This window comes from Polaribacter sp. SA4-12 (genome assembly GCF_002163675.1).
Taxonomy (GTDB): Bacteria; Bacteroidota; Bacteroidia; order Flavobacteriales; family Flavobacteriaceae; genus Polaribacter.
This window is the reverse complement of sequence record NZ_CP019334.1, coordinates 3116804-3142914: the sequence shown is the minus strand read 5'-3', so window position 1 is coordinate 3142914 and position 26111 is coordinate 3116804. Positions and strand designations below refer to the sequence as shown.

Genomic DNA, 26111 nt, shown 5'->3' with positions numbered 1-26111 from the left:
AGACTTGTTTGCTTATTACTTTAATCGTTGAGTTATTAAGGATTATAAACAAGCTTACTTATGGATTCCTGCCTTCGCAGGAATGACAAATAGAAATACTTATTATTTTAAAAAAGAACAATCGCTAGCAAACAAGTTTAGCCCTGATTGAGCGGTTTGTTTGAGCTCTTTTTTAGTTGTCAGTTCGAGTGAATTTTCTTTTTTGAAAATTTGTATCGAGAACACAACTAAAAAAAGCGAGTAGCGAAAGCAGGAAATAGCTTCTAGACAATTTCCATTTTCTTCAACAAAAAAGAAGCATTCATATTTTTACAAATTCCGTTTTTAAGCGTGTAATCGAAATGCAATTCATCGTCTATAATTTCTGCATCAAAATAGTAATTTTTGATATCTGAAAATTCGTTTTCTAATTCACATAAACTCACATCATGCGTTGCAATGATTCCTGTAGATTTCGATTTCGTTAATTTCTCTACAAACTTTTTAGAACCAATTGCCTTGTCTTTACTATTTGTTCCCTTTAAAATTTCATCTAAAATGATAAAATAATCTGTTGTTTTAATTTCATCAACAATAAATTTTAGACGCTTTAATTCAGAATAAAAATACGACTCATCTTCTGTTAAAGAATCTGTAGTTCGCATACTTGTAATCAGTTTTATTGGCGAATATTTAAAACTTTCTGCACACACAGGCAAACCACAATTCGCCATCACAATAGACAAAGAAATGGTTCTTAAAAAAGTACTTTTCCCTGCCATATTTGCACCAGTAACAATAAAAAACTGCTCTTTATAAATGGTAAAATCATTATCAATTCTTTTATCAACCTTTAATAAAGGATGTCCTAAATTAGTCGATTTGATAATTCCTTTTTGATCTGTAATTTCAGGAAAAACAAAAGCTGTATGATTAAAATGAAAATTTGCTAACGAGTTTTGAGCATCAAAAAAAGCAACCACAGAAAACCATTTATCTACAGTATGTTTATATTGAACAATCCATTTTTCAACCTTGCAAGCATTAAAAATATCAATTAGAAAAAGTCCATTTCCAACAACTGCAATTAAAATATTATTTCGTTGATCGAACGCATCTAAAACCCTAGAAAACTCTTTAAAAATAACTGATGCTTTTTTGGTTTCAGAATTGATAATTCCTTGTTTTTCTTTTAGAGTTTTGGATGAAAAATTTTCATTCTCGATTTCATTTAACAAAACATGATATTGCTTAAATGTTTCTCTTACTTTATCAGTATCTGAATATAAGTTATTGGTTTTCTTCAAAAACCTTCCCGTAACAAAAAGCCCTATAAAAAACCAAATTAGTATAATTGAAAACGGAATAATTCCAAAGGAAACCAAACCAATTAAAGTTAAAGAAATAAGAGAAAATAAGATTTGAATTTTAGATAAAACTGGAGTATAATTATGTACCCAATCTGTAATAAAACCTGAAGTATCTTTTGTGGTAATTAAACTCGCTAAAGCAGAAAAATGTTGTCTCCACTTAACTTTAGCTGCTAATTCTTTAATGGTATTTTGTTTTTCTACAATTCCATCTGTACTATTTTCTGTGAATGCATTTGCAAGTAGTTTTTTACCTTCAAGAGTAACAGTTCTGTTTGCAAACTGAAAAAAAGAACCTACACCAAACAAATCAATATCATTACTATAATAATGAGTAGGGTTTACAAATTCTTCTCCTGATTCTAAGTGATGAAAGTCTCTTTGTAAAACTTTCAGTTCTGTTTTATTAATGTTAATTTTAGAGGTTACGATTGCTCTTTCTCTTTGTAAACTAACATGTTTTACAACTAAAAAACTAAATAATAAAATACCTAAAAAGGCAATTATAAAAACATCGGGATAACTACCAAAAGTCAGATACATTAAAAAACAAGTCGTTAAAAATACCCCAAACCTAAAAATACTTAAGTTTACAGATTTACGTTTTAATTGCTTTGCTTCTATTTCTAATTCTGACTTTTCTTTACTATAAAAATCGAAAGGATTTTTCATTCTTTAATTTCTTTCTAAAAATTTAATTTCTAAGTTTTTGGCTAAATCTCTACCGTAATCAACCGCATTATCTATTTCTTCAAAAACAGCAATCTTATATCTTTTGTTTCTTATATCCCAAATATTAACTTCGCATTCTTCTCGTAAATTTAGAAAAGTAGAAACTCTGTCTAATTTCTTGATATCTTGCCATTTTCCAACCCCAAAAGGTCCAACAGACAAATAAACTCTATACTTCATTAAAGCAAAATCAAAATGATGATTAACCACATAAGAAAATCGAATTCCGAAACTAATCACAATAATTAGCGATGATAAAATTCGAAAGCTTTTGATATAGTATTTTTCTGAAAAAGAAACTGAGTTATTTAAATAAAACAAGAAAATTACATAAACTGCAACTGAATAAAAAACAGCAGCTAAAAGTCTCTCATACCAAGCTCGTTTTTCAGAAACGATTTTCAAAACACCTTTTCTTTTCATTTTAATAACCTGAAATCCCTCCAGTTAAACTTAAAACATTTAACTCTGGATATTTTGCTTTCAACATTTTTGTTGCTTTGTAACTATTAAAACCTCTTTGACAAACCATTACATAAGTTTTGGTCAAATCTACTTTAATTTTATCGACATCAAATTGTTGAATAGGAATTGTTTGATTTACCTTAAAAGGTAATTTTAAATTTGGTAAAACAGCAATAATTTCTAAACTTCTCGACTGCGCTCGAAGTGACAATTGCTCTTTTAATGCAGCTGAAGATATTTGCCAATCTGAATTTTGAGTAGCACAAGCAGCATCAAAATAGGTTTGTATTTTAAATAATTTTGCAATCTTATCTTTTAAAACTGTTGGTTTTAACTTCATCTTTAACTGTGTATTTTGAAGCGAATTGTAAATCAATAATTCATTTGCTAACGGTTTTCCAATTCCTGTTATCAACTTTAAAACTTCGTTTACTTGTTGCGTGGCAATCATACCAACAATAGAGTTCATTGTACCAGCTTCTGAGCAATTAGGTACATCTGTTGCCATTTCTGGAAAAGCGTCTCTTAAATTAGCTGAATAACTTCCATCATTTTGCAAAACATTAAAACTTGCAACATAACCATCAAACTTATACAAAGATCCATAAACCAATGGTTTGTTTTCAATCACACAAGCATCATTCAATAAGTATTTTGTAGGTAAAGAATCTGTACCATCAACAATAATATCAAATTCAGAAATCAGGTCAAATACGTTTTCTTTTGTTATTGGTTTATTGGTAAAACTAACGTCTGTAAAAGCTGCTCTTTTTTTTATAAATTCTGATAAAACTGCTGCTTTAGATTTGCCAACATCATCTAAACTATAAAAAACTTGCCTGTGTAAATTAGAAACATCTACAGTATCAAAATCTACTAAATGAATTTTTCCTATCCCACTTGAAGCTAAGTATACAGCAATCGGACTTCCTAAGCCTCCACAACCAACAACTAAAACAGATGCGTCTTGTAGTTTTTGTTGCCCGACTTCACCTATCTCAGATAAAGTAATTTGACGTTTAAAAAGTTGATTTTTTGTTACACTCATTCAGCTGACAAGATAGTTAAATAAAAAAAGCCATTGCAAAATTGCAATGACTTTTAATTATATCTGAGATCTATTTTCTTATTTATATTTTAACTTCATAAAAATTAAATATAAAGCTAAAATTGCAGTAATCGAATTCGCTAAAATTATTGATAAACTGTTTATATAAATACCATAAACTGACCATAAAACAACTCCAATAAAAAAGACAATGTACATGGTTAATGAAAGTCCAGATGTATCTTTTGTTTTATATGTTTTAAAAACTTGTGGCAAAAATGATGCGGTTGTAAGAACAGCTGCAACTAAACCAATAATTTCATTAAAATCAATCACTATTTTATATTTTTTACTTAATTAGATTCTTAATTCTTTTCTACAAAGGGAAAGAATTAAGAATCTATAAAAACTTATAATTAATGAGATTTCTCAATCGCCTAAAAAGGCTCATTTCGAAATGACAGATTTGATAACTTTTTATTTACAAAGAAAAGCACACTAAGTATACTAGATTACGATGTTTATAATTTTACCAGGAACAATAATTACTTTTTTAGGAGATTTACCTTCTAATTGAGCAATTGTCTTTTCATTTTCCATTACTGTCTTTTCTATTTCTTCTTTCGATAAATCTAAAGGAAGTTCTAATGTAAAACGCATTTTTCCATTAAAAGAAATAGGATAATTCTTAGCACTTTCTACCAAGTGACTTGCCTCAAAAACTGGGAAACCAGCTGTAGAAATACTTTCTTTATGACCTAGTAAACTCCATAATTCTTCTGCAATATGAGGAGCATAAGGAGATACTAAAGTTGCTAAAGGCTCTAAAATTGCACGTTTGTTACATTTTAAAGCAGTTAATTCGTTTACTGCAATCATAAATGTAGAAACCGATGTGTTAAATGAGAAATTCTCAATATCTTCTTCTACTTTTTTAATTGTTTTATGTAAAGTTTTTAATTCGTCTTTTGTTGGTTCTGCGTCTGAAACCTCAAACGTTTCTCCATTAAAATATAATTTCCATAATTTCTTTAAGAATGATGAAACTCCAGAAATACCAGAAGTTTTCCAAGGCTTCGCTTGTTCTAAAGGGCCTAAAAACATTTCGAATAATCGTAAACTATCTGCTCCATATTCTTCACAAATAGCATCAGGGTTTACAACATTATATTTAGATTTAGACATTTTTTCTACTTCACGCCCTACTTTATAAACTCCGTCTTCTAAAATAAATTCGGCATTTTTATAATCGCTATTTAAAGCATGATTCTTAAATCCATCAACATCTAATTCATCAGAAGCATTCACCAAAGAAACATCAGCATGTAAAGCAGTTTTTGTAATCATTACTAAATCTGCAAAATTAGGATCTAAAAACTTATTATCTAATAAGTAATTTTTAACCACTGTTTCAAATTCATCATCAGAATTAAATAAATTTTTCGAAACTATTACTGTAGGTATCTTCGCTATAACATCATCATTAGATTTTTCGTCAGAACAACCACAACCATTTTTTACAAAAGGAGTTGCTTTATAAACAAATGCAGAAGTTCCTAAAATCATTCCTTGATTAATCAACTTTTTAGCAAACTCATCTACAGGTACAATTCCTTTATCGAATAAGAATTTTTGCCAAAAACGCGCGTACAATAAATGTCCTGTCGCATGTTCAGATCCTCCGATATATAAATCTACTTCTTTCCAATATTCTAAAGATTCTTTGCTTGCAAATTCGTTAGAATTTGTTGCATCCATATATCTATTAAAATACCAAGAACTTCCTGCCCAACCAGGCATTGTGTTTAATTCTAAAGGATAAACCGTTTTGTTTTTTAACTTATCGTTAGAAACAACTTTCTTTCCTCTAGAATCCCAAGCCCATTCTGTTGCGTTCCCTAAAGGTGGTTTTCCATCTTCAGTTGGCAAGTATTTTTCAACTTCTGGCAACACAATTGGCAAGTGTTCTGCATCAATCATTTGTGGCATTCCATCCTTATAGTATACAGGAAATGGTTCTCCCCAATAACGTTGTCTGCTAAAAACCGCATCACGCAATCTGTAGTTTATTTTTCCATAACCAAAACCACGTTTCTCCATTTCAAAAATGGCCAGTTTTAGTGCTTTCTTGTATTTTAATCCTGATAAAAAGTCAGAATTTGCAATTTTTGTTCCGTCTTTACCTGTATGTGCAGCTTCAGAAATATCTACACCTTCAAAAATATTCGGAATCGGAATTCCAAAATGTTTTGCAAAGTCATAATCACGTTGATCTCCACAAGGAACTGCCATAACTGCACCCGTTCCATAATTTGCTAAAACGTAATCTCCAATCCAGATTTGTACTTTTTCACCAGAAAAAGGGTGAATTGCATACGCGCCTGTAAAAGCACCAGAAATGGTTTTTACATCTGCCATTCTATCACGTTCAGAACGTTTTGCTGTTGCAGTAATATAAGCTTCAACTTCAGATTTTTGAGCATCTGTTGTAATTTTAGAAACCAACTCATGTTCTGGAGCTAATGTCATAAAACTTACACCGTAAATTGTATCTGGTCTTGTTGTAAAGACATCAATTTTATATTGATTTTCTTCTTTAACTGCAACTTCTTTTTTCTCAGTTTTTTCAATTGCTTTTGGAAATTGAATTGCTGAATTAATTTTAGAAACTACGCCAAGTACATTTTCAATTACTTCTTCGTTTGTAAAACGGATTACATTAAAACCTTCATTATTGAAAAATTCAGTTCTTGCTGCTTCATCTTCTTTACCAGAAAATTCAACAATTATATTTTTTGAGATACATACATAATCTACTAAAAATGTACCAATTGTGTACTTTTTTCTAAATTTTGATGCTCCTTTTTTATTCTTTAATTCATCCCAAAGCCTTGATTCTGCTTTTGATAAATTCTGACGTAATTCTTTTAAAGCTTCTAGTTCTTTATAAGTTAATTTTACTTCAGAAGATGATTTTTCAGCACCATTATCAACATTAAAAGAAACCATTGCTCCTTGAGAACGTCCAATCCAATTGGTTTGAGAGTCTTTTAAAGGTTGTGGCCAATCGATTTTTTCTAATCCATCTAACAAACGTTGTGCATAAGCAGAAATTCGCATAGACCATTGTGTCATTTTTTTACGAATAACAGGATGACTTCCTCTTTCTGAAACTCCGTTTACAATTTCGTCATTTGCTAAAACGGTTCCTAAAGCAGGACACCAGTTTACTTCTGTATCAGACAAAAATGTTAAACGGTATTGTAATAAAATTTCTTCTTGTTCTACTTTCGAAAAAGCTTTCCATTCATCTGCAGAAAAAATAGTAATTTCTTCATCTGCAACTGCATTTACAGTCGCATTTCCTTCTTTTTTAAAGATTTTAATCAACGTAGAAACATCTTCTGCTTTGTCTGTGTCTTTATTATACCAAGAATCAAAAAGTTGAATAAAAATCCACTGAGTCCATTTATAATACTCAGGACTTGAAGTTCTCACTTCTCTGCTCCAATCAAAAGAAAAACCAATATTATCTAATTGTCTTCTGTAAGTTGCAACATTTTCTTCCGTTGTTTTTGCTGGATGTTGTCCTGTTTGAATTGCATATTGTTCTGCCGGTAAACCGAAAGAATCGTACCCTTGAGGATGCAAAACATTAAAACCTTTATGACGCTTGTAACGTGCATAAATATCACTTGCGATATATCCTAAAGGATGCCCAACATGTAAACCTGCTCCTGAAGGATAAGGAAACATATCTAACACATAATATTTAGGCTTCTCCGATTCATTACTGGCTTTGAAAGTTTGGTTTTCTGCCCAAAATTTCTGCCATTTCTTTTCTATATCTAGGTGATTATATTGCATTTTTTCTGCTTTTAAGGGTGCAAATTTACGTTTATTCTACAAAAGAGTCTTATTTATAAACAACAAAGACCTTATCTATTTTAATTGAGTATTAAAATTGATGAGGTCTTTAAAAAAAACATGAATTTCTACTCTACTTTAAATAGAAATTCTCTTGTAGATTCTTCTATATATAACCAAGAAACAGCTTCACAATTTAGAAACCCTATTTGTTTTGGATGTCTATCTATTGGATATGCTTCTGAAATAGATAAGTTTCTTTCTACATTTTGAATTTCACCATCTAAACCACTAATAACAAAATCTCCTGTGAATTTTGGTTTTAAGCCTAATTTGTAAGTATAAAATAATTGATCTTTATCTAAAATAGCATCCGCAAATAATTTTGAATTTTCGCAAATTCCAAGAAAAGAAAACTCACCAACTTCGTAAATTAATTCAAAACTATCAATTGCATCTTTGGCATTTGAATGCTCTGTTGGTGTTATAAATTTAGATATATAAAATGAGTTGGCTTGATTGTTATCATTAAAGATAGAGTCATTAATTGCTGTATCAAAAGCTTTTGCAGAAATTCTACCTTCTACCCAAATAGTATCGTTTAAAGAAAATGTTTTTTTTGGTGTTATCTTAATACTGTATGTATTGTATTCGATTGTAGATATTAACTCATCATCACATTGAAAAGCCATTAAAAGTGGCGTTAAAAAAAGGTATTTAATTAACTTTTTATAATTATTGAACATCATTTTTGAATTAAAAACAGAAAAATAGGATCTATACTTTTTAAAATACTGCTTACAAACAGTCTTTATAATTTGAGTTTCTTTTGTAAAGTGTAGTATTTACTTCTTCATCTTTTAAAAATTCTACAATAGTATTGTCGCAAGAAAACCTTATTTCATAAGTAGCTACGTTACCAAAATTAAAATCTAACGTTAAAAGTTCTCCACTAACTGTATAAACTTGTGTTCCAGGAATCGCTTCATCTGTAAATTCATTATCAGTACCATAATATGTAAGTCTTTCGCCTGCAACAAATGTATGCATTACTCTGTCTTCAAAACCTTTTAATAGCCATTCACTACTTTCTAACAACTTTACTTTGTTTTGAATGTTTAATTCTAGAGAATTATCATCTGAGTTATTACAATTTGTAAATGCTATTGTACTTACTAAAGTGATAAAAAAGAATATTTTGTTTAAGATAGTTTTCATAATTTTTAACTTAATGGTTATTATTTTATTTCATACAAATAAAGCATATGAAAGGCTTTTTCGAAATAAAACTTTATTAAAAGGGTGAAAAACACCTTTAAAAAGGAAAAAAACCATCTAAAAATTAGATGGTTTTAAAAATTATTGAAAATAAAATTATTTGATAGATACAGAAACTACTGTATTTGCCCAACCCATTTTTAATGTCATATCATCAGCAAATAGCATAGAAAATGCTTCTATACTTTTTTCTGATGTAGAAACTGTTCCTGAAACTCTAACAACGTCTTGGTTTTCTTTATAATAATAAGAACCCCAAACATTCTTCGCTGTACTTAAAATAACTGTCCAATCTCCTTCTGTTTTTGGTATTGTAAATAAAGAATAAGTTCCTGCTTTTACAGCTTTACCACCGAAAGTTACATCTTTATAAAATGTAATTTCTGCAGCTTCATTTGCACCAGTTCTCCAAACTTTATCAACTGGGGCTAATTTACTTAATGCTCTTCCTTTTAATTGTGGTCTTCCGTAAGTTACTTTTACAACTTTGTCAGAAATTTTATAACTACTTGGATATGATGCTGCATCCATTGGACTTTTATCTAAGTCTTTAAATTCTTGACCTGTTACTTCTGTTGAACTAATTAATGTGATTGCAAAAATAGCAATTGCTAAAATAGATTTTTTCATTGTTTATATGTTTATATTGATTGAATAATAGTCAAGTCTTTCAAAAAAAGGAAACCTTACAATTGCTATTACTAATTTTGTGTTAATATTTCATTTTGATAAAAACCATAAAGACTTCTCTATATCAATTATTGAATATTTTAAATAAAGCGCATAAAAAAAGTCGAGATTTCAGCATGCTGAAATCTCGACTTAGTATATAAGTTTTGAAATTACTATTTCAATTTCTTCTTAACTGCTACTTCTTTATAAGCTTCAATTACATCACCTTCTTCAATGTCGTTGTAGTTTTTAAGTTGAAGTCCACAATCGAACCCTTTACCAACTTCTCTAACATCATCTTTAAAACGTTTTAACGATGTTAAAACTCCATCATGAACTACAATTCCATCTCTAATAATTCTAATTTTAGAATCTCTAAAGATTTTACCAGACATTACCATACAACCTGCAATGTTACCAACTTTAGATATTTTATAAACTTCTCTAATTTCTACATTACCACTAACTTCTTCTTTCATTTCTGGAGATAACATTCCTTCCATGGCGTCTTTTAAGTCATTGATAGCTGCATAAATAATAGAGTATGTTCTAATATCTACTTCTTCTCTATCTGCTATTGCTCTTGCATTTCCTTGCGGACGTACATTAAACCCAATAATAATTGCATCTGAAGCTGTTGCTAATAACACATCACTTTCTGTAATGGCTCCAACACCTTTATGTAAAATATTAACTTGAATTTCTTCGGTAGATAATTTCTGGAAAGAATCTGTTAAAGCTTCTACAGAACCATCTACATCTCCTTTTAAGATAATGTTTAATTCTTTAAAGTCTCCTAACGCAATTCTACGTCCGATTTCATCTAACGTTAATGTTTTCTGAGTTCTTACAGATTGCTCACGTTGTAATTGAGATCTCTTAGAAGCAATTTGTTTCGCTTCTCTTTCATCGTCAAAGACAACAAATTTATCTCCTGCTTGTGGCGCTCCGTCTAATCCTAAGATTGATACTGGTGTTGATGGTCCAGCTTCTTTTAAATTAGTTCCTTGGTCATCAAACATTGCTCTTACTTTACCACTGTGTTTACCTGCTAACAAGTAATCTCCAATTTTTAAAGTTCCAGCTTGTACTAATATCGTAGAAACATATCCTCTACCTTTATCTAGTGAAGCTTCAACTACTGCTCCAACTGCATTTTTATTAGGATTCGCTTTCAATTCTAAAATTTCAGCTTCTAATAAAACTTTTTCTAATAATTCAGGAACTCCTGTTCCAATTTTTGCTGATATATCTTGAGACTGAATGTTTCCACCCCATTCTTCAATCAACAAATTCATTTGAGATAATTGTGTTTTCACATTATCTGGATTCGCATTTGGCTTATCAATTTTATTGATAGCAAATATGATTGGAACTCCTGCCGCTTGTGCGTGAGAAATAGCTTCTTTTGTTTGTGGCATTACATCATCATCTGCTGCAGCTACAATAATTACTAAATCCGTTACTTGCGCACCACGTGCTCTCATTGCTGTAAAGGCCTCGTGACCAGGTGTATCTAAAAATGCTATTTTTTGATCTCCAACATTTACTGAATATGCTCCAATGTGTTGTGTAATACCTCCACTTTCACCTTCGATTACATTTGCTTTTCTAATATAATCTAATAAAGAAGTTTTACCATGATCTACGTGACCCATTACCGTAATAATTGGTGCACGAGTTACTAAATCTTCTGGTTTATCAATAACTTCTTCTATAGACTCTTCTACTTCAGCTCCTATAAACTCTACTTTATGATTGAATTCTTCAGCAACAATTACTAATGTCTCAGCATCTAAACGCTGATTCATTGTAACCATCATTCCTAAAGACATACATGCAGAAATAATGTTGGTTACTGGAACCTCCATCATTGTAGCAACTTCACTTACAGTAACGAACTCTGTTACTTTTAATATTTTATTATCTAATGCTTGAGCTTCTAATTCTGCATCAGAATGTTCTCTATGCGCATCTCTTTTATTTCTACGGTATTTTGCACCTTTTCCTCTAGAAGATTTCCCTTGAAGTTTCTCAAGCGTTTCTCTAACTTGCTTTTGAATTTCTGCTTCTGTTGGTTCTTCTTTCTTAACTGCTGCTGGTCTTGCAGCACCTCTTCCACCTCTATTAAATGGAGGCCTACCACTTCCACCTCTGTTTTGTGCTGGCCTAACAGGTCTAGCTGTTGCAGAACCTGGCGCTCCTGCTTTAGTTACAATTCGCTTACGTTTCTTTTTATCTGCGTTTGCGTCTTTTTTAACTTCTGGCTTCTTTTTCTTTGGTCTCTCAAATTGTTTTAAATCAATTTTCTTACCTGTAAAGTTTGGGCCGTCTAGTTTTTTATACTGAGTTTTGATAGCTTCCGCATTTTCTGGCGTAACATCTTCAGCTTTTTCCTCTGCTCTTAAAGCTTCTTTTTTACTCTTAGGTTTATCTCCAACCTTAGAAACTTCTTTTTCAATTTCAGAAACAGATTTCTTAACTTCTGGCTTTGCAGCTTTTGATTTTTCAACAACTGGTACTTCAACAACCGGAGTTTCAACAACTGCTTTCTCTTCAACTGATTTTTCCACTTTAGGCTCTTCAGCTTTAGCTTCTTCAATTTTAGGTTCTTCAGCTTTAGGGGCAACAACAACCTTTTTAGGTTCTTCTTTTACCTCTTCAACTTTAACTACAGGTTTTTTACCGATATTATCAATATCAATCTTACCTACAGTTTTAAGTTCTAATTTATCTGCTTTGGCTTTTAAAACCTCTTCCTTCTTAACCTCTTCCGCTCTTTTTTTCTCTAACTTAGCTTCTAGATCTAAACGAATTGCTTCTTTCTCTTTACGTTTTTCCTCTCCAACTTCTTTAGATGCCGCTTTCTTGTTAGCATCTGTTTCAAAGCCATCAAGTAAAACTTGATAAACATCACCCGGAATTTTAGTGGTAGGTCTCGCTTCTATTTCGTGACCTTTATCCGCTAAATATTCGACTGCTCTATCAAGAGAAATATTTAACTCTCTTAAAACTTTATTAAGCCTCATTGTTTTGCCTACAGACATATATTCTTTTTAACTTTATACTTGTAAAAATATAATTTTTACTTTACTTCTATACTATACTTAGTCTTCAAATTCTTCTTTAAGAACTCTCTGAACATCCATAATTGTTTCTTCCTCTAAATCGGTTCTTTTCACCAACTCAGCAACACTAGTTTCTAATACGCTTCTTGCAGTATCTAAACCAATCTTTTTGAATTCAGTAATAACCCAATCTTCAATTTCGTCAGTAAATTCTGTTAACTCAACATCTTCTTCCTCCAAACCTTCTCTTTGAACGTCTATTTCGTAACCTGTTAACTCACTCGCTAAACGAATATTTACACCACCTCTACCAATTGCTTTAGAAACTTCTTCTGGTTTTAAAAGAACTTTTACGCGTCCTTTTTTACCATTTTTCTCTTCATCATACATTTCAATTTCCATTGACGTCACTTTTGCAGGACTCAATGCTCTTGAAATGAATAATTGTTCGTTCTTGGTATAGTTAATAACATCTATATTCTCATTCCCTAACTCACGAACTATACCGTGAATTCTTGAACCTTTTACTCCTACACAAGCTCCAACAGGATCGATTCTATCATCATAAGAATCTACCGCTACTTTTGCTTTTTCACCTGGTATTCTTGCAACTCCTTCTACAGTAATTAAACCGTCAAAAACTTCTGGAATTTCTTGCTCGAATAATTTATTTAAAAACAATGGAGATGTTCTAGACAATATAATTGCAGGTTTATTACCTCTTAATTCTACTGTTTTTATAACACCTCTAACAGAATCTCCTTTTCTAAAAAAGTCTGACCTTATTTGTTCACTCTTAGGTAATACAATTTCATTTCCATCATCATCTAATAGAATAATTGCATTGTGACGAATGTGATGCACTTCTGCACTATATAACTCGCCTTCTAATTCTTTAAATTGCTTAAAGATATTTGTACTATCGTGTTCGTAAATTTTAGAAATTAAGTTCTGACGTAATGCCAAAATAGCTCTTCTTCCTAAATCAATTAACTTAACTTCTTCAGATACATCTTCACCAATTTCAAAATCTGGCTCAATTAATCTTGCTTCTGCTAATTCTATTTCTTCATTATCATCTTCAGAAAAACCATCTGCAACAACAATTCTATTTCTCCAAATCTCTAAATCTCCCTTATCAGGATTAATAATAATATCAAAATTATCATCAGACCCAAACTTACGTTTTAAGGTAGCTCTAAAAACCTCTTCTAAAATAGACATCAATGTTACTCTGTCTATACTCTTGTTATCTTTAAATTCTGAAAACGAATCAATTAATGCTATATTCTCCATTACATTTTTTACTTAAAATACAATCTTCACTTTTGCTTCTATAATATCTTTATAGGCTATAGTTGCTGCTTTACTTACAGTAACTTTTCCTTTCCCTATTGGTTTTGGCTCTCTAGCCTTCCAATTTAAAACAATTTTATCTTCATCTGCTTCTACTAAAGTCCCTTCAAATTCTTCTACCGAAGTTTTCACTTTAAGTATTCTGTTGATGTTTTTAATATATTGTCTATTTACTTTTAATGGATGTGCAATATCAGGTGTAGAAACTTCTAACGAGAAATCTTCTTCTTCTCTATCAAAATTATTATCTACGCTTCTACTAATTCTTATACATTCACTTAATGGAACTCCATTATCACCATCTACTGTTATCTGAATCTTATTGTTTTCTGATATTACGAAATCTATCAAATACAACGATTCATTCAGTGCTAGTGCTTCATCTACTAAATCTCTTACCTTTGTTTGGTCCATTTTTAATCTTAAAATAAAGTATAAAAAGAGGGGACTCTTAGTCCCCTTCCTTCTTCATTTACTGTAAATTTCGCTGCAAAGATACTAAATGTTTGGGATTTACCAAACTAAGTTCAAGTCAAATATTTTTCGTAACTTTAGATACATTGATATTAACCTTTAAATTTTTGTAAGATGAAATCGATTTTAGTTCCTACAGACTTTTCAAAAACATCTGAATACGCTTGTAAAATAGCAGCAAAAATTGCTAAAAAAACAAACGCAACAGTTTATCTTATTCACTTAATTGAACTCCCAAAAGGAGTAATAGACATGACAGCAAGTAGTAAATTCAGCATTCCTGAAAGCATGTTATATTTAAGAAAAATTAGAGAAAAAATATTGAATTTTAAAGATACTTTATTTAGTAAAGATATTAATGTAGAGTACTTTATAAAACTAAACAACCCTTTTGATGGAATACAAAAATATGCAGATAAAATTGATGCAGATTTAATAATAATGGGGTTTAAAGGTCATTCTGAACTTGAAGAAATGATCATTGGATCTAATACCGAAAAAATAGTACGAAGTTCTAAAAGACCTGTAATTGTCGTAAAACAAGATAGCAAAAATTTTAAATTAGAAACCTTAGTTTTCGCTTCTAACTTTAAGGAAGAAAACAAAGAAGTATTTGGTAAATTTGTCGATTTCGCAAATACTTTTAAAAGTAAAATTCATTTATTAAAAGTAAATACTCCCGCTAACTTTCAGTCAACTGCTGAAGCAAAACAAAAAGTAAAAGATTTTATCTCAGGTTTTAATCTACCCAAACACAAAATAAACGTGTATAGTGATGTTTCAGTAGAAAAAGGTATTTTAAATTTTTCTAAAGATATTAATGCAGATTTAATTGCTTTAAGCACTCATGGAAGAACTGGTTTAGCACATTTATTTACAGGCAGTGTTACCAAAAACTTATCTAAAAACGCACTAAAACCCATGCTAACCATTAAGGTTTAACGACTTAGGTAATTATTGATTATATAATATCAATATTGTTAAATATCATTTAAAACGGATAACTATACATCAATAACATAAACTCAAGTATATTGCAATAATAAATTACAATTATGAAACTAAACTTATTGTCTTGTGATACTCAAAGACCAGATAGAAGAGCAATAGCCAAATGTATTTCAGAAATCTCATCTAACATTAGCGATTCCTTATCAAATGAACTTACAGACATTCTTTTAGAAGGAGACACTGTAGAAATTGAAGTCGAAGATAAAAACGCTGGCTCTGCCTTAAGATCTTTACGGAAATTAAGCATTGACTACGAAATTATAGAATAAAAACTTGTTCTTAGAATTTCATAAAAAAACCTCCATAAATGGAGGTTTTTTTATTTTATATAAATTTCTAATTATTCTTACAAAAGATAATCTGTATTGATAAAATTAGAAGCCTTTTTATCTAATAGCTCTTCTAAAATAGCATTATTATAAGGAGTATCTTTAGACGCTACAAATGTTCTAATAGAAAAAGAACGTAAAGCATCATGCACACTTAAAGTTGCAACTGCAGAATCTTTTCTTCCTGTAAAAGGATACACATCTGGCCCACGTTGAGCAGCACTATTTAAGTTTACTCTACACACCAAGTTTACTAAAGTATCAATTAATGGAGCTAACGTTTTTACTTCACTACCAAAAACACTTACTTGTTGTCCGTAATTAGATTCTGCCATATCATCTAAAGGCTCTTGAATATTTTTAAAAGAAACAATTGGAGTAACTGGTCCAAATTGTTCTTCTTGAAATACTCTCATATCTTTAGAAACTGGGTATAAAACTGCTGGAAAAATATAATTATCCGTAGTTTTCCCTCCTTTTTTATTGATCACTTTTGCTCCTTTTGCACTAGCATCATCAATTAATTCTTGAATATATGCTGGTTTTCCTGGTTCTGGCAGAGGAGTTAACTTAACACCACTTTCCCAAGGGTTTCCAAATTTTAAACTATCTACTCTTTCTGCAAATCGTTTGTTAAATTTATCTACAATATGCTCATGAACATACATAATTTTTAAAGCTGTACAACGTTGCCCATTAAAAGACGTTGCTCCAGAAATACACTCATCTATTGCTAAGTCTAAATCTGCATCTGGCAATACAATTGCAGGGTTTTTAGCTTCTAAACCTAGAACTAAACGCAATCTATTTTTAAAAGGATGATTTGCTTGAATTGCATTTGCAGATTTACTATTACCTATTAAAGCTAATACATCTACTTTACCTGTTTTCATAATAGGAGTTGCTAAAACACGACCTCTACCATAAATTACATTTACCACACCTTCAGGAAAACTATTCTGAAAAGCTTCCAATAACGGAGACAATAATAAAACTCCATGTTTTGCGGGTTTAAAAACAGCTGTATTTCCCATAATTAAAGCAGGAATCAACAATGCAAATGTTTCATTTAAAGGGTAATTATAAGGCCCTAAACACAAAACTACACCTAAAGGACCACGTCTAATATGAGCATGAACTCCACTACTTTTTTCAAACTTCGCAGAATCTCTGTCCATTTGCTTGTAGTCTTCAATAGTATCGTAAATGTAATCAATGGTTCTATCAAATTCTTTTTCAGAATCTGGCAATGCCTTTCCAATCTCCCACATTAATAATTTTACAACCTCATCACGCTTGGTTTTCATTTGCTCTGCAAACTCTTCCATACATTCAATTCTATCAACAACTCTCATTGTTGGCCACAAACCTTGCCCTTTATCATAAGCTCTGTAAGCAGAATTTAAAGCATCTAAGGCTTCAGTTTCTCCCAAATCTGGCACAGTTCCTAATAAAGTTGGTTTATACTCTTTAGTTGATGAAATTGTAGAATAAACCTCAGCAACATCGCCTTTCCACTCTTTTAATTCACCATTAACTAAATATGTTTTTTGATGTAAAAGTGAACTGATTTTATATGCTTCTGGAATTTCCGTAAATTGTTTCTTCATAAAATGTTTTTAAAATTAAAACTCTGAAAAACAGAATTTAATTAATTAATTTTTTCAAACTACTAAGTCCAAATTAACGAAAAATAACACTAAATTACCTTTGTAATTAGATTTAAATAGTCATTTATTCACGAAAAGGATTTCGAGGTTTTCGTTGATTTCCTTATAAAAAGGAATAAATATTATACCAAAAATTGAAACAAATCTGGCTTATCATTTAGGTAGTCGCCAAAGAAATTACTTTCTTTCATTCTATTTATTAATGGTTGTAAATCTTCAGAAGATTTTAACTCTAAACCAACAACAGCAACACCATTTGTTCTGTTATTTTTTTTTGTATATTCAAAATGAGTGATATCATCATTTGGACCTAAAATTTCTGCCACAAACTCTTTTAAAGCTCCTGCTCTTTGAGGAAACTTTACGATAAAATAATGCTTTAAGTTAGCGTACAATAAAGCTCGTTCTTTAATTTCTGGAGTTCTTGTAATATCATTATTACTCCCACTTACAACACAAACAACATTCTTTCCTTTAATTTCATCAGAAAAAAGATCTAAAGCAGCAATACTCAAAGCACCTGCAGGTTCAACCACAATTGCATCTTTATTATAAAGATCTAAAATTGTTTGACAAATTTTTCCTTCAGGAACCGTAATTACTTCCGTTAAGTTTTTCTGACAAATAGCAAAGTTTAAATCTCCTACTTTTTTAACCGCTGCTCCATCAACAAAAGCATCAATAGTATCTAAAGCTGTATTTTTTTTATTCCTGATTGATGTTAGCATAGAAGGTGCTCCTTCTGGCTCAACGCCTATTATTTTAGTTTCTGGTGATAAATATTTAAAAACAGATGAAAGTCCTGCTGATAAACCTCCTCCTCCAATAGGAACAAAAACATAATCTATTTTTTTATCAGTTTGACTCAAAATTTCTAAACCAACTGTTGCCTGACCTTCAATAACTTTTTCATCATTAAAAGGATGGATAAAAACTTTCTCTTTTGCATCACACTCTAACTTCGCTGCATTAAAAGCATCATCAAAAGTATCGCCTTCAATAACAATATTGATAAAATCTTCACCAAACATTTTTACTTGGTTAATCTTTTGATTTGGCGTTGGAGACGGCATAAAAATAGTTCCTTTTATCTGTAATAATTTACAAGATAAAGCAACTCCTTGCGCATGATTTCCCGCACTTGCACAAACAATTCCGCGTTGTTTTTCATCCGAAGTTAAAGAAGACATTTTATTGTATGCTCCTCTAATTTTGTATGAACGAACAACTTGTAAATCTTCTCTTTTAAACAAAATTGTTGCGTCTAACTCTTTAGAAAGATTAAAGTTTTTAGCTAACGGAGTTTCAATAGCAACTCCTTTTAAGTTCTCTGAAGCAGCTTTTACGCTATCTAAACTTGGATAATAATTTTGTTCTGTTTGCATGGGCCGAATATAAAAAGAAAACCTGTCAGATTTTGAAATCTGACAGGTTTTTATAAAAGTTAAAATTTCACTTTATTTATGCCGATTTAATCACTTTCATTGCTGTCATCGCTGTTCTTAATTTTGTACCAACGATTTCTACTGGATGATTTCTAATAATCGCGTTAATTTTAATTAACTCTTGATTATCAACTCCATTTTCTGAACTAAATGATTTACCGATAACGTTTGTATTAACTGTTTTCATAAAATCAGTTAATAAAGGCTTACAAGCATGATCGAATAAGTAACAACCATATTCTGCAGTATCAGAAATTACACGGTTCATTTCAGCTAATTTCATTCTTGCAATTGTATTTGCAATTAACGGAGTTTCGTGTAAAGACTCATAATAAGCAGAAGCATCAATAATTCCTGATTCTGTCATTGCCTCGAAAGCTAATTCAACACCAGCTCTTACAAAAGCAACTAATAAAGTTCCGTGATCAAAGTATTCTTGTTCTGGAATTTCTTGATCAGTAACTTTTTGCTTTTCGAATGCAGTTTCTCCTGTTGCAGCTCTCCAAGTTAATAAGTTTTTATCATCATTTGCCCAGTCTTCCATCATTGTTTGAGAGAAATGACCAGTCATAATATCATCCATATGTTTTTGGAACAATGGACGCATAATATCTTTTAATTCTTCTGATAATCTAAAAGCTTCTACTTTAGCAGGATTAGACAATCTGTCCATCATGTTCGTGATTCCTCCATGCTTTAAAGCTTCAGTTACAGTTTCCCAACCATATTGAATTAATTTAGCAGCATAACCAGCTTCAATTCCTTCTTCAACCATTTTATCAAAAGATAAAATTGCTCCTGTTTGTAACAAACCACATAAAATAGTTTGTTCTCCCATTAAATCAGACTTTACTTCAGCAACAAAAGAAGATTGTAAAACTCCGGCTTTATGACCACCTGTTCCAACTGCATATGCTTTCGCTTCTGCCCAACCTTTTCCTTGTGGATCATTTTCTGGGTGAACCGCAATTAATGTTGGTACACCAAATCCTCTTTTATATTCTTCTCTAACTTCAGATCCCGGAGACTTTGGCGCCACCATAATTACCGTTAAATCTTCACGAACTTTCATTCCTTCTTCTACGATATTAAAACCATGAGAATAAGATAAAGTTGCTCCTTTTTTCATTAAAGGCATTACTGCTTTTACAACATTTGTATGTTGCTTATCTGGAGTTAAATTAATTACTACATCTGCACTTGGTAACATTTCTTCATAAGAACCAACCTCAAAATTATTTGAAGATGCATTGATATAAGACTGTCTCTTTTGATCGATAGCAGCTTGTCTTAATGTATAAGAGATATCTAAACCAGATTCTCTCATATTTAAACCTTGGTTTAAACCTTGTGCACCACAACCTACAATAACAATTTTCTTCCCTACTAATGCTTCTACTCCGTCTTCAAATTCTGAAGCGTCCATAAATCTACATTTTCCTAACTGCTCTAATTTTTCTCTTAATGTTAATGTGTTAAAATAATTTGACATTTTTATTTATTTAGTTGTTGTATGTTTCTAGTAATGTTGATATTTTCATTTCTTCTTTGGTAACAGCAATACGTCCTGAACGTGTGTATTGCATAATTCCAAAAACGCTTAATTTCTCATGTAAATCAACCAATTCTTGTTTTCTTCCTGATTTTTCAAGAACAAAGAAATTAGTGTTTACAGTTACAATTCTAGCGTAACTTTCTTTAATTATATTCTGAATTTGAGGTTCTTCAAATAACAATTCAGATTTAATTTTAAACAAACCAGAAATCTGATAAATTGTTTCATCATCATTATGATAATACGCTTTAATAACCTCTACTTGTTTTTCTATTTGACCAATGATTTTCTTAATATTTACCTCTGTCATACTTACAACAATAGTAAATTTAGAAACACCTTCAATTTCTGATGGAGAAGTATTTAAACTCTCTATGTTTACATGTCTTCTTTGGAAAATTGCTGAAATTCTATTCAACAACCCAATATTATTCTCAGTATAAACTGATATTGTAAAAAATTGTTTTTCTGTACTCATTTTTTTAAAAGATATTAGATGAAAGATTTTAGAAAATAGACTTAAAATGTCTTAGTCTTCAATTAAATCTCTACTCTTTGTTCTCTATTCCTTGTTCTTCTTTTATTCTAATCTTACGTCTGAAACACTTGCTCCTGAAGGAACCATTGGAAATACATTACCCTCTTTTTCTACACAAACTTCTAAGAAATAGGCTTCTTTACTTTCCATCATTTCCTTAACAGCTGCAGCTAATTCTTCACGCTTTGTAACTTTTTTTGCTTTTATATAATACCCTTCTGCAATTGCTACAAAGTTTGGATTCGTCATTTCTGTTGAAGCATAACGCTTATCAAAAAATAGTTGTTGCCATTGACGAACCATTCCTAAAAACTCGTTATTTAAAACTACTACTTTTACAGCTGCTTTTTGCTGAAAAATAGTGCCCAATTCTTGAATTGTCATTTGATAACCTCCATCACCAGAAATAGAAACCACTTCACGATCTGGAGCCGCCATTTTAGCACCAATTGCTGCAGGCAAACCAAATCCCATTGTACCTAATCCACCAGAAGTAATATTACTTTTAGTTTTATTGAACTCAGCATATCTACAAGCAATCATTTGATGTTGACCAACATCTGAAACTATTGCAGCTTCTCCTTTGCTTTCAATATTTATTTGGTTTATAACTTCACCCATTGTTAAACCTTCTTTGGTTGGGTGTATATCATTCTTTATTACTTTCTCGTATTCTATAGCATATAAGTCTGCAAACTTCTGACACCATTCTGTATGAGAATTTTCATTTATTAAAGGAAGTATTGCTTCTAAGCTTGCTTTTGCATCACCTAAAACAGCTACATCCGTTTTTACGTTTTTATCAACTTCTGATGGATCAATTTCAAAATGAATAACTTTTGCTTGTGTTGCATATTCATCTAATTTACCTGTAACACGATCATCAAAACGCATTCCGATTGCAATTAAAACATCACATTCGTTTGTTAAAACATTTGGCGCATAATTACCATGCATACCAACCATACCTACATTTAAAGGATGTTTTGTAGGAATCGCAGAAGCCCCTAGAATTGTCCACGCAGAAGGAATTCCTGCTTTTTCAATTACTGCTTTAAACGCTTCTTCCGCTTCACTCAAAATTACACCTTGCCCCCAAACAACAAATGGTTTTTTAGCTTCATTTATTAATTTTGCAGCAGCTTCGATAGATTTTACATTTGTTTTAGGAACAGGAACATAACTTCTTACTTTAGTACATTTTTCATAAGAAAAATCAAACTCTTCAAACTGAGCATCTTTAGTAATATCAACCAAAACAGGTCCTGGTCTTCCACTTCTTGCAATGTAAAATGCTTTTGCTAAAGCAGCTGGAATATCAGCAGCTTTTGTTACTTGACAATTCCATTTTGTAACTGGCGTTGAAATACCTACAATATCTGTTTCTTGAAAAGCATCACTTCCTAATAAATGAGAAGGAACTTGACCCGTAATACACACCATTGGTGTAGAATCTATTTGTGCATCTGCAATACCAGTAATTAAATTGGTTGCTCCTGGACCAGAAGTTGCAATTGCAACACCTACTTTTCCAGAAATTCTTGCAAATCCTTGTGCAGAATGCGTTGCACCTTGCTCATGACGTGTTAAAACATGATGAATTTTATCTTGATATTTATATAACTCATCGTAAACTGGCATAATTGCTCCTCCAGGATATCCATAAATTATTTTTATATCTTCTTCAATTAAGCATCTTACGATTGCTTCGCTTCCAGAAATTCTTTCTGTAGCTTTTTTTGAAGTTTCTTTGTTTTTTATGGTTTGTGTTTCCATATTATTATGTTTTAGATTCCTACTTATGTAGAATTGATCGTCTTTTTATTATTCGTCAGTGATACATCCTTTAGATGCTGATGCTACCATTTTAGCATATTTGTACAAAATTCCTTTTGAATGTTTTAATGCAGGTGCAACCCATTTAGATTTTCTTTCTGCAATTTCTTCATCAGAAATTAAAACATTTATTGAATTGTCTTCTGCACTAATTCTAATTTTATCACCTGTTTCTAAAATACCAATTGTTCCTCCAGATTGTGCTTCTGGTGTAATATGACCAACTACAAAACCATGAGTTCCTCCAGAAAAACGACCATCAGTAATTAAAGCGACAGATTTACCTAAACCTGCTCCCATAATTAACGAAGTTGGTTTTAACATTTCTGGCATTCCTGGACCACCTTTTGGACCAACATATCTAATAACGACTACATCTCCTCTTTCTACTTCTCCATTTGTAATTCCTGTATTTGCAGCCTGCTCTCCATCATAAACAACCGCTTTTCCTTCGAAAAGTAATCCTTCGTTTCCAGAAATTTTTGCAACAGCTCCTTCAGTAGCAAGATTTCCGTATATTATTTGAATATTTCCTGACGATTTTAATGCTTTATCCTTCGGATAAATTACATCTTGCTCATCAAATTCAATTGCTTCAACATCTTCTAAGTTTTCTGCTAATGTTTTTCCAGTAACCGTCATACAATCTCCATGTAAATATCCATTTTCTAATAAATACTTCATAATTGCAGGTGTACCACCAACTCCATGAACATCTTCCATTAAGTATTTTCCTGATGGTTTTAAATCAGCAATTAATGGAGTTCTATCTGAAACTTTTTGAAAATCTTCTAATGTAAACTCAATATCTGCAGCATGTGCAATTGCTAAAAAGTGTAGCACTGCATTTGTAGAACCCCCTAAAGCATTTACCAATGCAATTGCATTTTCTAAAGATTTTTTAGAAATGATATCTAAAGGTTTTAAATCTAATTCTAATAAGTTTTTAATTGCTAAAGCGGTTCTTTCTGCTTCAGATAATTTATTAGGATTTTCTGCTGGTATTGATGAATTATAAGGCAAAGCAAAACCCATACATTCTATTGCAGAAGCCATTGTGTTTGCTGTATACATGCCACCACAGGCTCCAGCTCCTGGAATTGCTCTTTTTATAATTTCTCTATATTCTTCTTCTTCTATTTCTCCTGCCATTTTTTGCCCTAAAGCTTCAAATGCAGAAACAATATTTAATTTTTTTCCTTTGTAATTTCCTGATGCAATTGTTCCTCCATACATCATTATTGATGGACGATTTAAACGCAACATTGCGATAACTGCTCCTGGCATATTTTTATCACAACCAACTACAGAAACTAATGCATCATAACTCTGAGCATTCATCACTGTTTCTATTGAATCTGCAATAATATCTCTTGAAGCTAATGAATAGTTCATACCAGAAGTTCCCATAGAAATACCATCTGAAACTCCAATTGTATTGAATCCTAAACCGACTAAACCTGCAATATTGCTTTCCACCTTGACCTCTGCAGCCAAATTGTTTAAATGCATATTACATGGGTTACCATCATAACCAGTACTCGCAATTCCTATTTGCGCTTTTTGCATGTCTTCGTCAGTTAAACCAACTGCGTATAACATTGCTTGTGATGCAGGTTGAGATTCATCTTGCGTCAATCTGCTACTGTGTTTGTTTAGTTTCATTATTGTTTTCTTCAATTTGTTGTCTAAATTAATCTATTTCTCTATTTTTATTGAATATAATTCAATATTATCCTTTAAATTCAGGTCTTAAAAAAATGTATCAAAATACTGATAATCAATTAATTAACACCACTTAAATATGATACTCAATCCTTAAAAAAAATTCATAAAAAAACCTTCCATTTTACAGGAAGGTTGTATTTAAAAATATATTATAAATATCACTTCCTTATCATGTCGTAATAATTACGATGACTATGACAATAGAAATTATATTTAATAAATGTTTATTCATTGGTCAAATATTGTGAATTTTTATTTAATTACACAAATAATTTTCTTTTTTATTATAATTAGCTAGCAAACAAGTTTAGCCCAGATTAACTCCGCTTTAATATTTCTTTTGAGTCGTTGAATGCTCTGCATTTGAAATGGTCTGTTTGAGCTCTTTTTTGCTTTTTCTGCAAAAAAAGCGAGTAATGAAAGCTGGAAATAGCTTCTAAAAAATATTAGATTCCTGTTTTCAAAGGAATGACAGTTTATTCGTTTTTTGATAAAATTTTTTAAATAATGGTACTTTGTCCCATATAAATATTTTGAAAATTTAGATTACTATCTTCTTGATTTTGAATGTAATCCGCAATAAAGTCACCCACTTTTGCAGTAGAAGCTGAATACTGATTTTTAACTTTTAAATCTTGAGTTGTAATTCCTAAATCTAACGATTTTTCTACTGCTCTTTGAATTGCATCTGCTTCGTCGTGCAAACCTAAATATTCTAATAGCATTGCTGCTGATAAAATAGATGCGATAGGATTTGCAATATCTTTTCCTGTTACTTGTGGATACGTTCCATGAATTGGTTCGAATAAAGCGTTTTTTCCGCCAATTGAACTAGACGCAAGTATACCTATTGATCCTCCAGCAACACATGCTACATCAGAAATAATATCTCCAAAAAGGTTTTCTGCTAAAATAACATCAAACTGTTTTGGATCTATAATAATTTGCATTGCAGCATTGTCTACAAACATAAAATCTAAGGTAACATCTTTATACTGTTTTGCTATTTCTGCAACAGTTTTTCTCCATAAACGAGAAGTTTCTAAAACGTTTGCTTTATCAACTAAAGTTACTTTTTTCTTTCTTTCTTGAGCTGCTTGGAAAGCTAAATGAGTTATTCGAGAAATTTCTTCAACAGTATATGAAGATACGTCATAAGCAGATTTACCATCTTTACTTAATTCTTTTTTTCCAAAATACATGCCTCCAGATAATTCTCTATAAATAGCAATATCTGTTCCTAAAATAATTTCTTTTTTAAGTGGAGAGTTTTTTACTAACTTTGGATACGCCTTTACAGGTATTACGTTACAAAATAAATCTAACTCTTGCCTTAATCGTAAAAGACCTTGTTCGGGTCTAATTCTTAGGGTTGGATCATTATCATACTTTAAAGCTCCAATTGCTCCGAACAAAATTGCATCTGCTTTTTTACATATTTCAATTGTTTCTTCTGGTAAAGGGTCACCAGTTGCATCAATTGCACAAGCTCCCATTTTAGCTTCTTTATATATAAAAATGTGATCGTAAACCTCAGCAATAGCATCTAATGCTTTTTTTGCTTGGTTGGTTACTTCTGGTCCAATACCATCTCCAGGTATAACTGCAATTGTATATTTCATACTGTAAGTGTAATCTCTAAATTATTCTGTTATCAAAGATAGTTGATTCTTTTAAATAGTTGGCCTAA

At 31.1% G+C, this 26111-nt stretch carries 20 protein-coding genes; 2 read left to right on the top strand and 18 right to left on the bottom strand.

All coding sequences use genetic code 11. The features are described 5' to 3' along the window. Nucleotides 1-263 precede the first annotated feature (263 nt). The 11 genes from BTO07_RS13635 to rimP all read right to left on the bottom strand — a co-directional run bounded on the left by BTO07_RS13635 (nucleotide 264) and on the right by rimP (nucleotide 14249). On the bottom strand, nucleotides 264-2021 hold the full coding sequence (locus BTO07_RS13635) for a MutS-related protein (protein ID WP_087521755.1): 1758 nt from the start codon (nucleotides 2019-2021) through the stop codon (nucleotides 264-266). Between the two features lie 3 nt (nucleotides 2022-2024). Then, entirely contained in the window at nucleotides 2025-2504 is a 480-nt protein-coding gene (locus BTO07_RS13630) for a hypothetical protein (RefSeq protein ID WP_087521754.1), read from the bottom strand. Between the two features lies 1 nt (nucleotide 2505). After that, nucleotides 2506-3594 carry a HesA/MoeB/ThiF family protein gene (locus BTO07_RS13625; RefSeq protein ID WP_087521753.1) on the bottom strand — a complete coding sequence of 363 codons (1089 nt, stop codon included), beginning with the start codon at nucleotides 3592-3594 and terminating at the stop codon, nucleotides 2506-2508. A 78-nt stretch (nucleotides 3595-3672) separates the two neighbouring features. Next, nucleotides 3673-3930 carry a SemiSWEET family sugar transporter gene (locus BTO07_RS13620; RefSeq protein WP_335682120.1) on the bottom strand — a complete coding sequence of 86 codons (258 nt, stop codon included), beginning with the start codon at nucleotides 3928-3930 and terminating at the stop codon, nucleotides 3673-3675. Nucleotides 3931-4101: 171 nt separating this feature from the next. Then, complete coding sequence (locus BTO07_RS13615) at nucleotides 4102-7461, bottom strand: leucine--tRNA ligase (RefSeq protein WP_087521752.1); 3360 nt, start codon at nucleotides 7459-7461, stop codon at nucleotides 4102-4104. Nucleotides 7462-7589: 128 nt separating this feature from the next. Continuing rightward, the gene (locus tag BTO07_RS13610; RefSeq protein ID WP_157663353.1) at nucleotides 7590-8210 is read right to left on the bottom strand and encodes a hypothetical protein; all 621 of its coding nucleotides are present in this window, start codon (nucleotides 8208-8210) and stop codon (nucleotides 7590-7592) included. A gap of 49 nt (nucleotides 8211-8259) precedes the next feature. Then, complete coding sequence (locus BTO07_RS13605; protein ID WP_087521750.1) at nucleotides 8260-8679, bottom strand: hypothetical protein; 420 nt, start codon at nucleotides 8677-8679, stop codon at nucleotides 8260-8262. 156 nt (nucleotides 8680-8835) lie between these two features. Next, nucleotides 8836-9369: a DUF2911 domain-containing protein gene (locus BTO07_RS13600; RefSeq protein ID WP_087521749.1), complete on the bottom strand. Its 534-nt coding sequence runs from the start codon at nucleotides 9367-9369 to the stop codon at nucleotides 8836-8838. Nucleotides 9370-9584: 215 nt separating this feature from the next. Beyond that, entirely contained in the window at nucleotides 9585-12458 is a 2874-nt protein-coding gene (gene infB, locus BTO07_RS13595; RefSeq protein WP_087521748.1) for a translation initiation factor IF-2, read from the bottom strand. A 60-nt stretch (nucleotides 12459-12518) separates the two neighbouring features. After that, on the bottom strand, nucleotides 12519-13775 hold the full coding sequence (gene nusA / locus BTO07_RS13590; protein WP_087521747.1) for a transcription termination factor NusA: 1257 nt from the start codon (nucleotides 13773-13775) through the stop codon (nucleotides 12519-12521). 12 nt (nucleotides 13776-13787) lie between these two features. After that, nucleotides 13788-14249 carry a ribosome assembly cofactor RimP gene (rimP, locus tag BTO07_RS13585; protein WP_087521746.1) on the bottom strand — a complete coding sequence of 154 codons (462 nt, stop codon included), beginning with the start codon at nucleotides 14247-14249 and terminating at the stop codon, nucleotides 13788-13790. Nucleotides 14250-14423: 174 nt separating this feature from the next. On the opposite strand from rimP, the gene BTO07_RS13580 reads away from it, so the two are divergent. Together BTO07_RS13580 and BTO07_RS13575 are read left to right on the top strand one after the other, a co-directional pair. After that, a complete protein-coding gene (locus BTO07_RS13580; protein ID WP_087521745.1) occupies nucleotides 14424-15251 on the top strand; it encodes a universal stress protein in 828 nt (275 codons plus the stop codon). 113 nt (nucleotides 15252-15364) lie between these two features. Continuing rightward, nucleotides 15365-15589, top strand: coding sequence for a hypothetical protein (locus tag BTO07_RS13575; RefSeq protein WP_087521744.1), 225 nt, complete (start codon nucleotides 15365-15367; stop codon nucleotides 15587-15589). Between the two features lie 77 nt (nucleotides 15590-15666). Here the strand turns inward: BTO07_RS13575 and BTO07_RS13570 are convergent, their stop codons facing one another. The 7 genes from BTO07_RS13570 to leuB form a co-directional block, all read right to left on the bottom strand. Continuing rightward, entirely contained in the window at nucleotides 15667-17259 is a 1593-nt protein-coding gene (locus tag BTO07_RS13570) for an NADP-dependent glyceraldehyde-3-phosphate dehydrogenase (protein WP_087521743.1), read from the bottom strand. Nucleotides 17260-17441: 182 nt separating this feature from the next. Then, nucleotides 17442-18704, bottom strand: a complete 1263-nt coding sequence (ilvA, locus tag BTO07_RS13565) for a threonine ammonia-lyase IlvA (protein WP_087521742.1) — start codon at nucleotides 18702-18704, stop codon at nucleotides 17442-17444. 76 nt (nucleotides 18705-18780) lie between these two features. Then, entirely contained in the window at nucleotides 18781-20256 is a 1476-nt protein-coding gene (gene ilvC / locus BTO07_RS13560) for a ketol-acid reductoisomerase (RefSeq protein ID WP_087521741.1), read from the bottom strand. 10 nt (nucleotides 20257-20266) lie between these two features. Continuing rightward, the gene (gene ilvN, locus BTO07_RS13555) at nucleotides 20267-20797 is read right to left on the bottom strand and encodes an acetolactate synthase small subunit (RefSeq protein WP_087521740.1); all 531 of its coding nucleotides are present in this window, start codon (nucleotides 20795-20797) and stop codon (nucleotides 20267-20269) included. A 102-nt stretch (nucleotides 20798-20899) separates the two neighbouring features. Then, the gene (gene ilvB / locus BTO07_RS13550) at nucleotides 20900-22633 is read right to left on the bottom strand and encodes a biosynthetic-type acetolactate synthase large subunit (protein ID WP_087521739.1); all 1734 of its coding nucleotides are present in this window, start codon (nucleotides 22631-22633) and stop codon (nucleotides 20900-20902) included. Nucleotides 22634-22681: 48 nt separating this feature from the next. After that, a complete protein-coding gene (gene ilvD, locus BTO07_RS13545; RefSeq protein ID WP_087521738.1) occupies nucleotides 22682-24358 on the bottom strand; it encodes a dihydroxy-acid dehydratase in 1677 nt (558 codons plus the stop codon). A gap of 563 nt (nucleotides 24359-24921) precedes the next feature. Continuing rightward, the gene (leuB, locus tag BTO07_RS13540) at nucleotides 24922-26043 is read right to left on the bottom strand and encodes a 3-isopropylmalate dehydrogenase (protein WP_087521737.1); all 1122 of its coding nucleotides are present in this window, start codon (nucleotides 26041-26043) and stop codon (nucleotides 24922-24924) included. Nucleotides 26044-26111 lie beyond the last annotated feature (68 nt).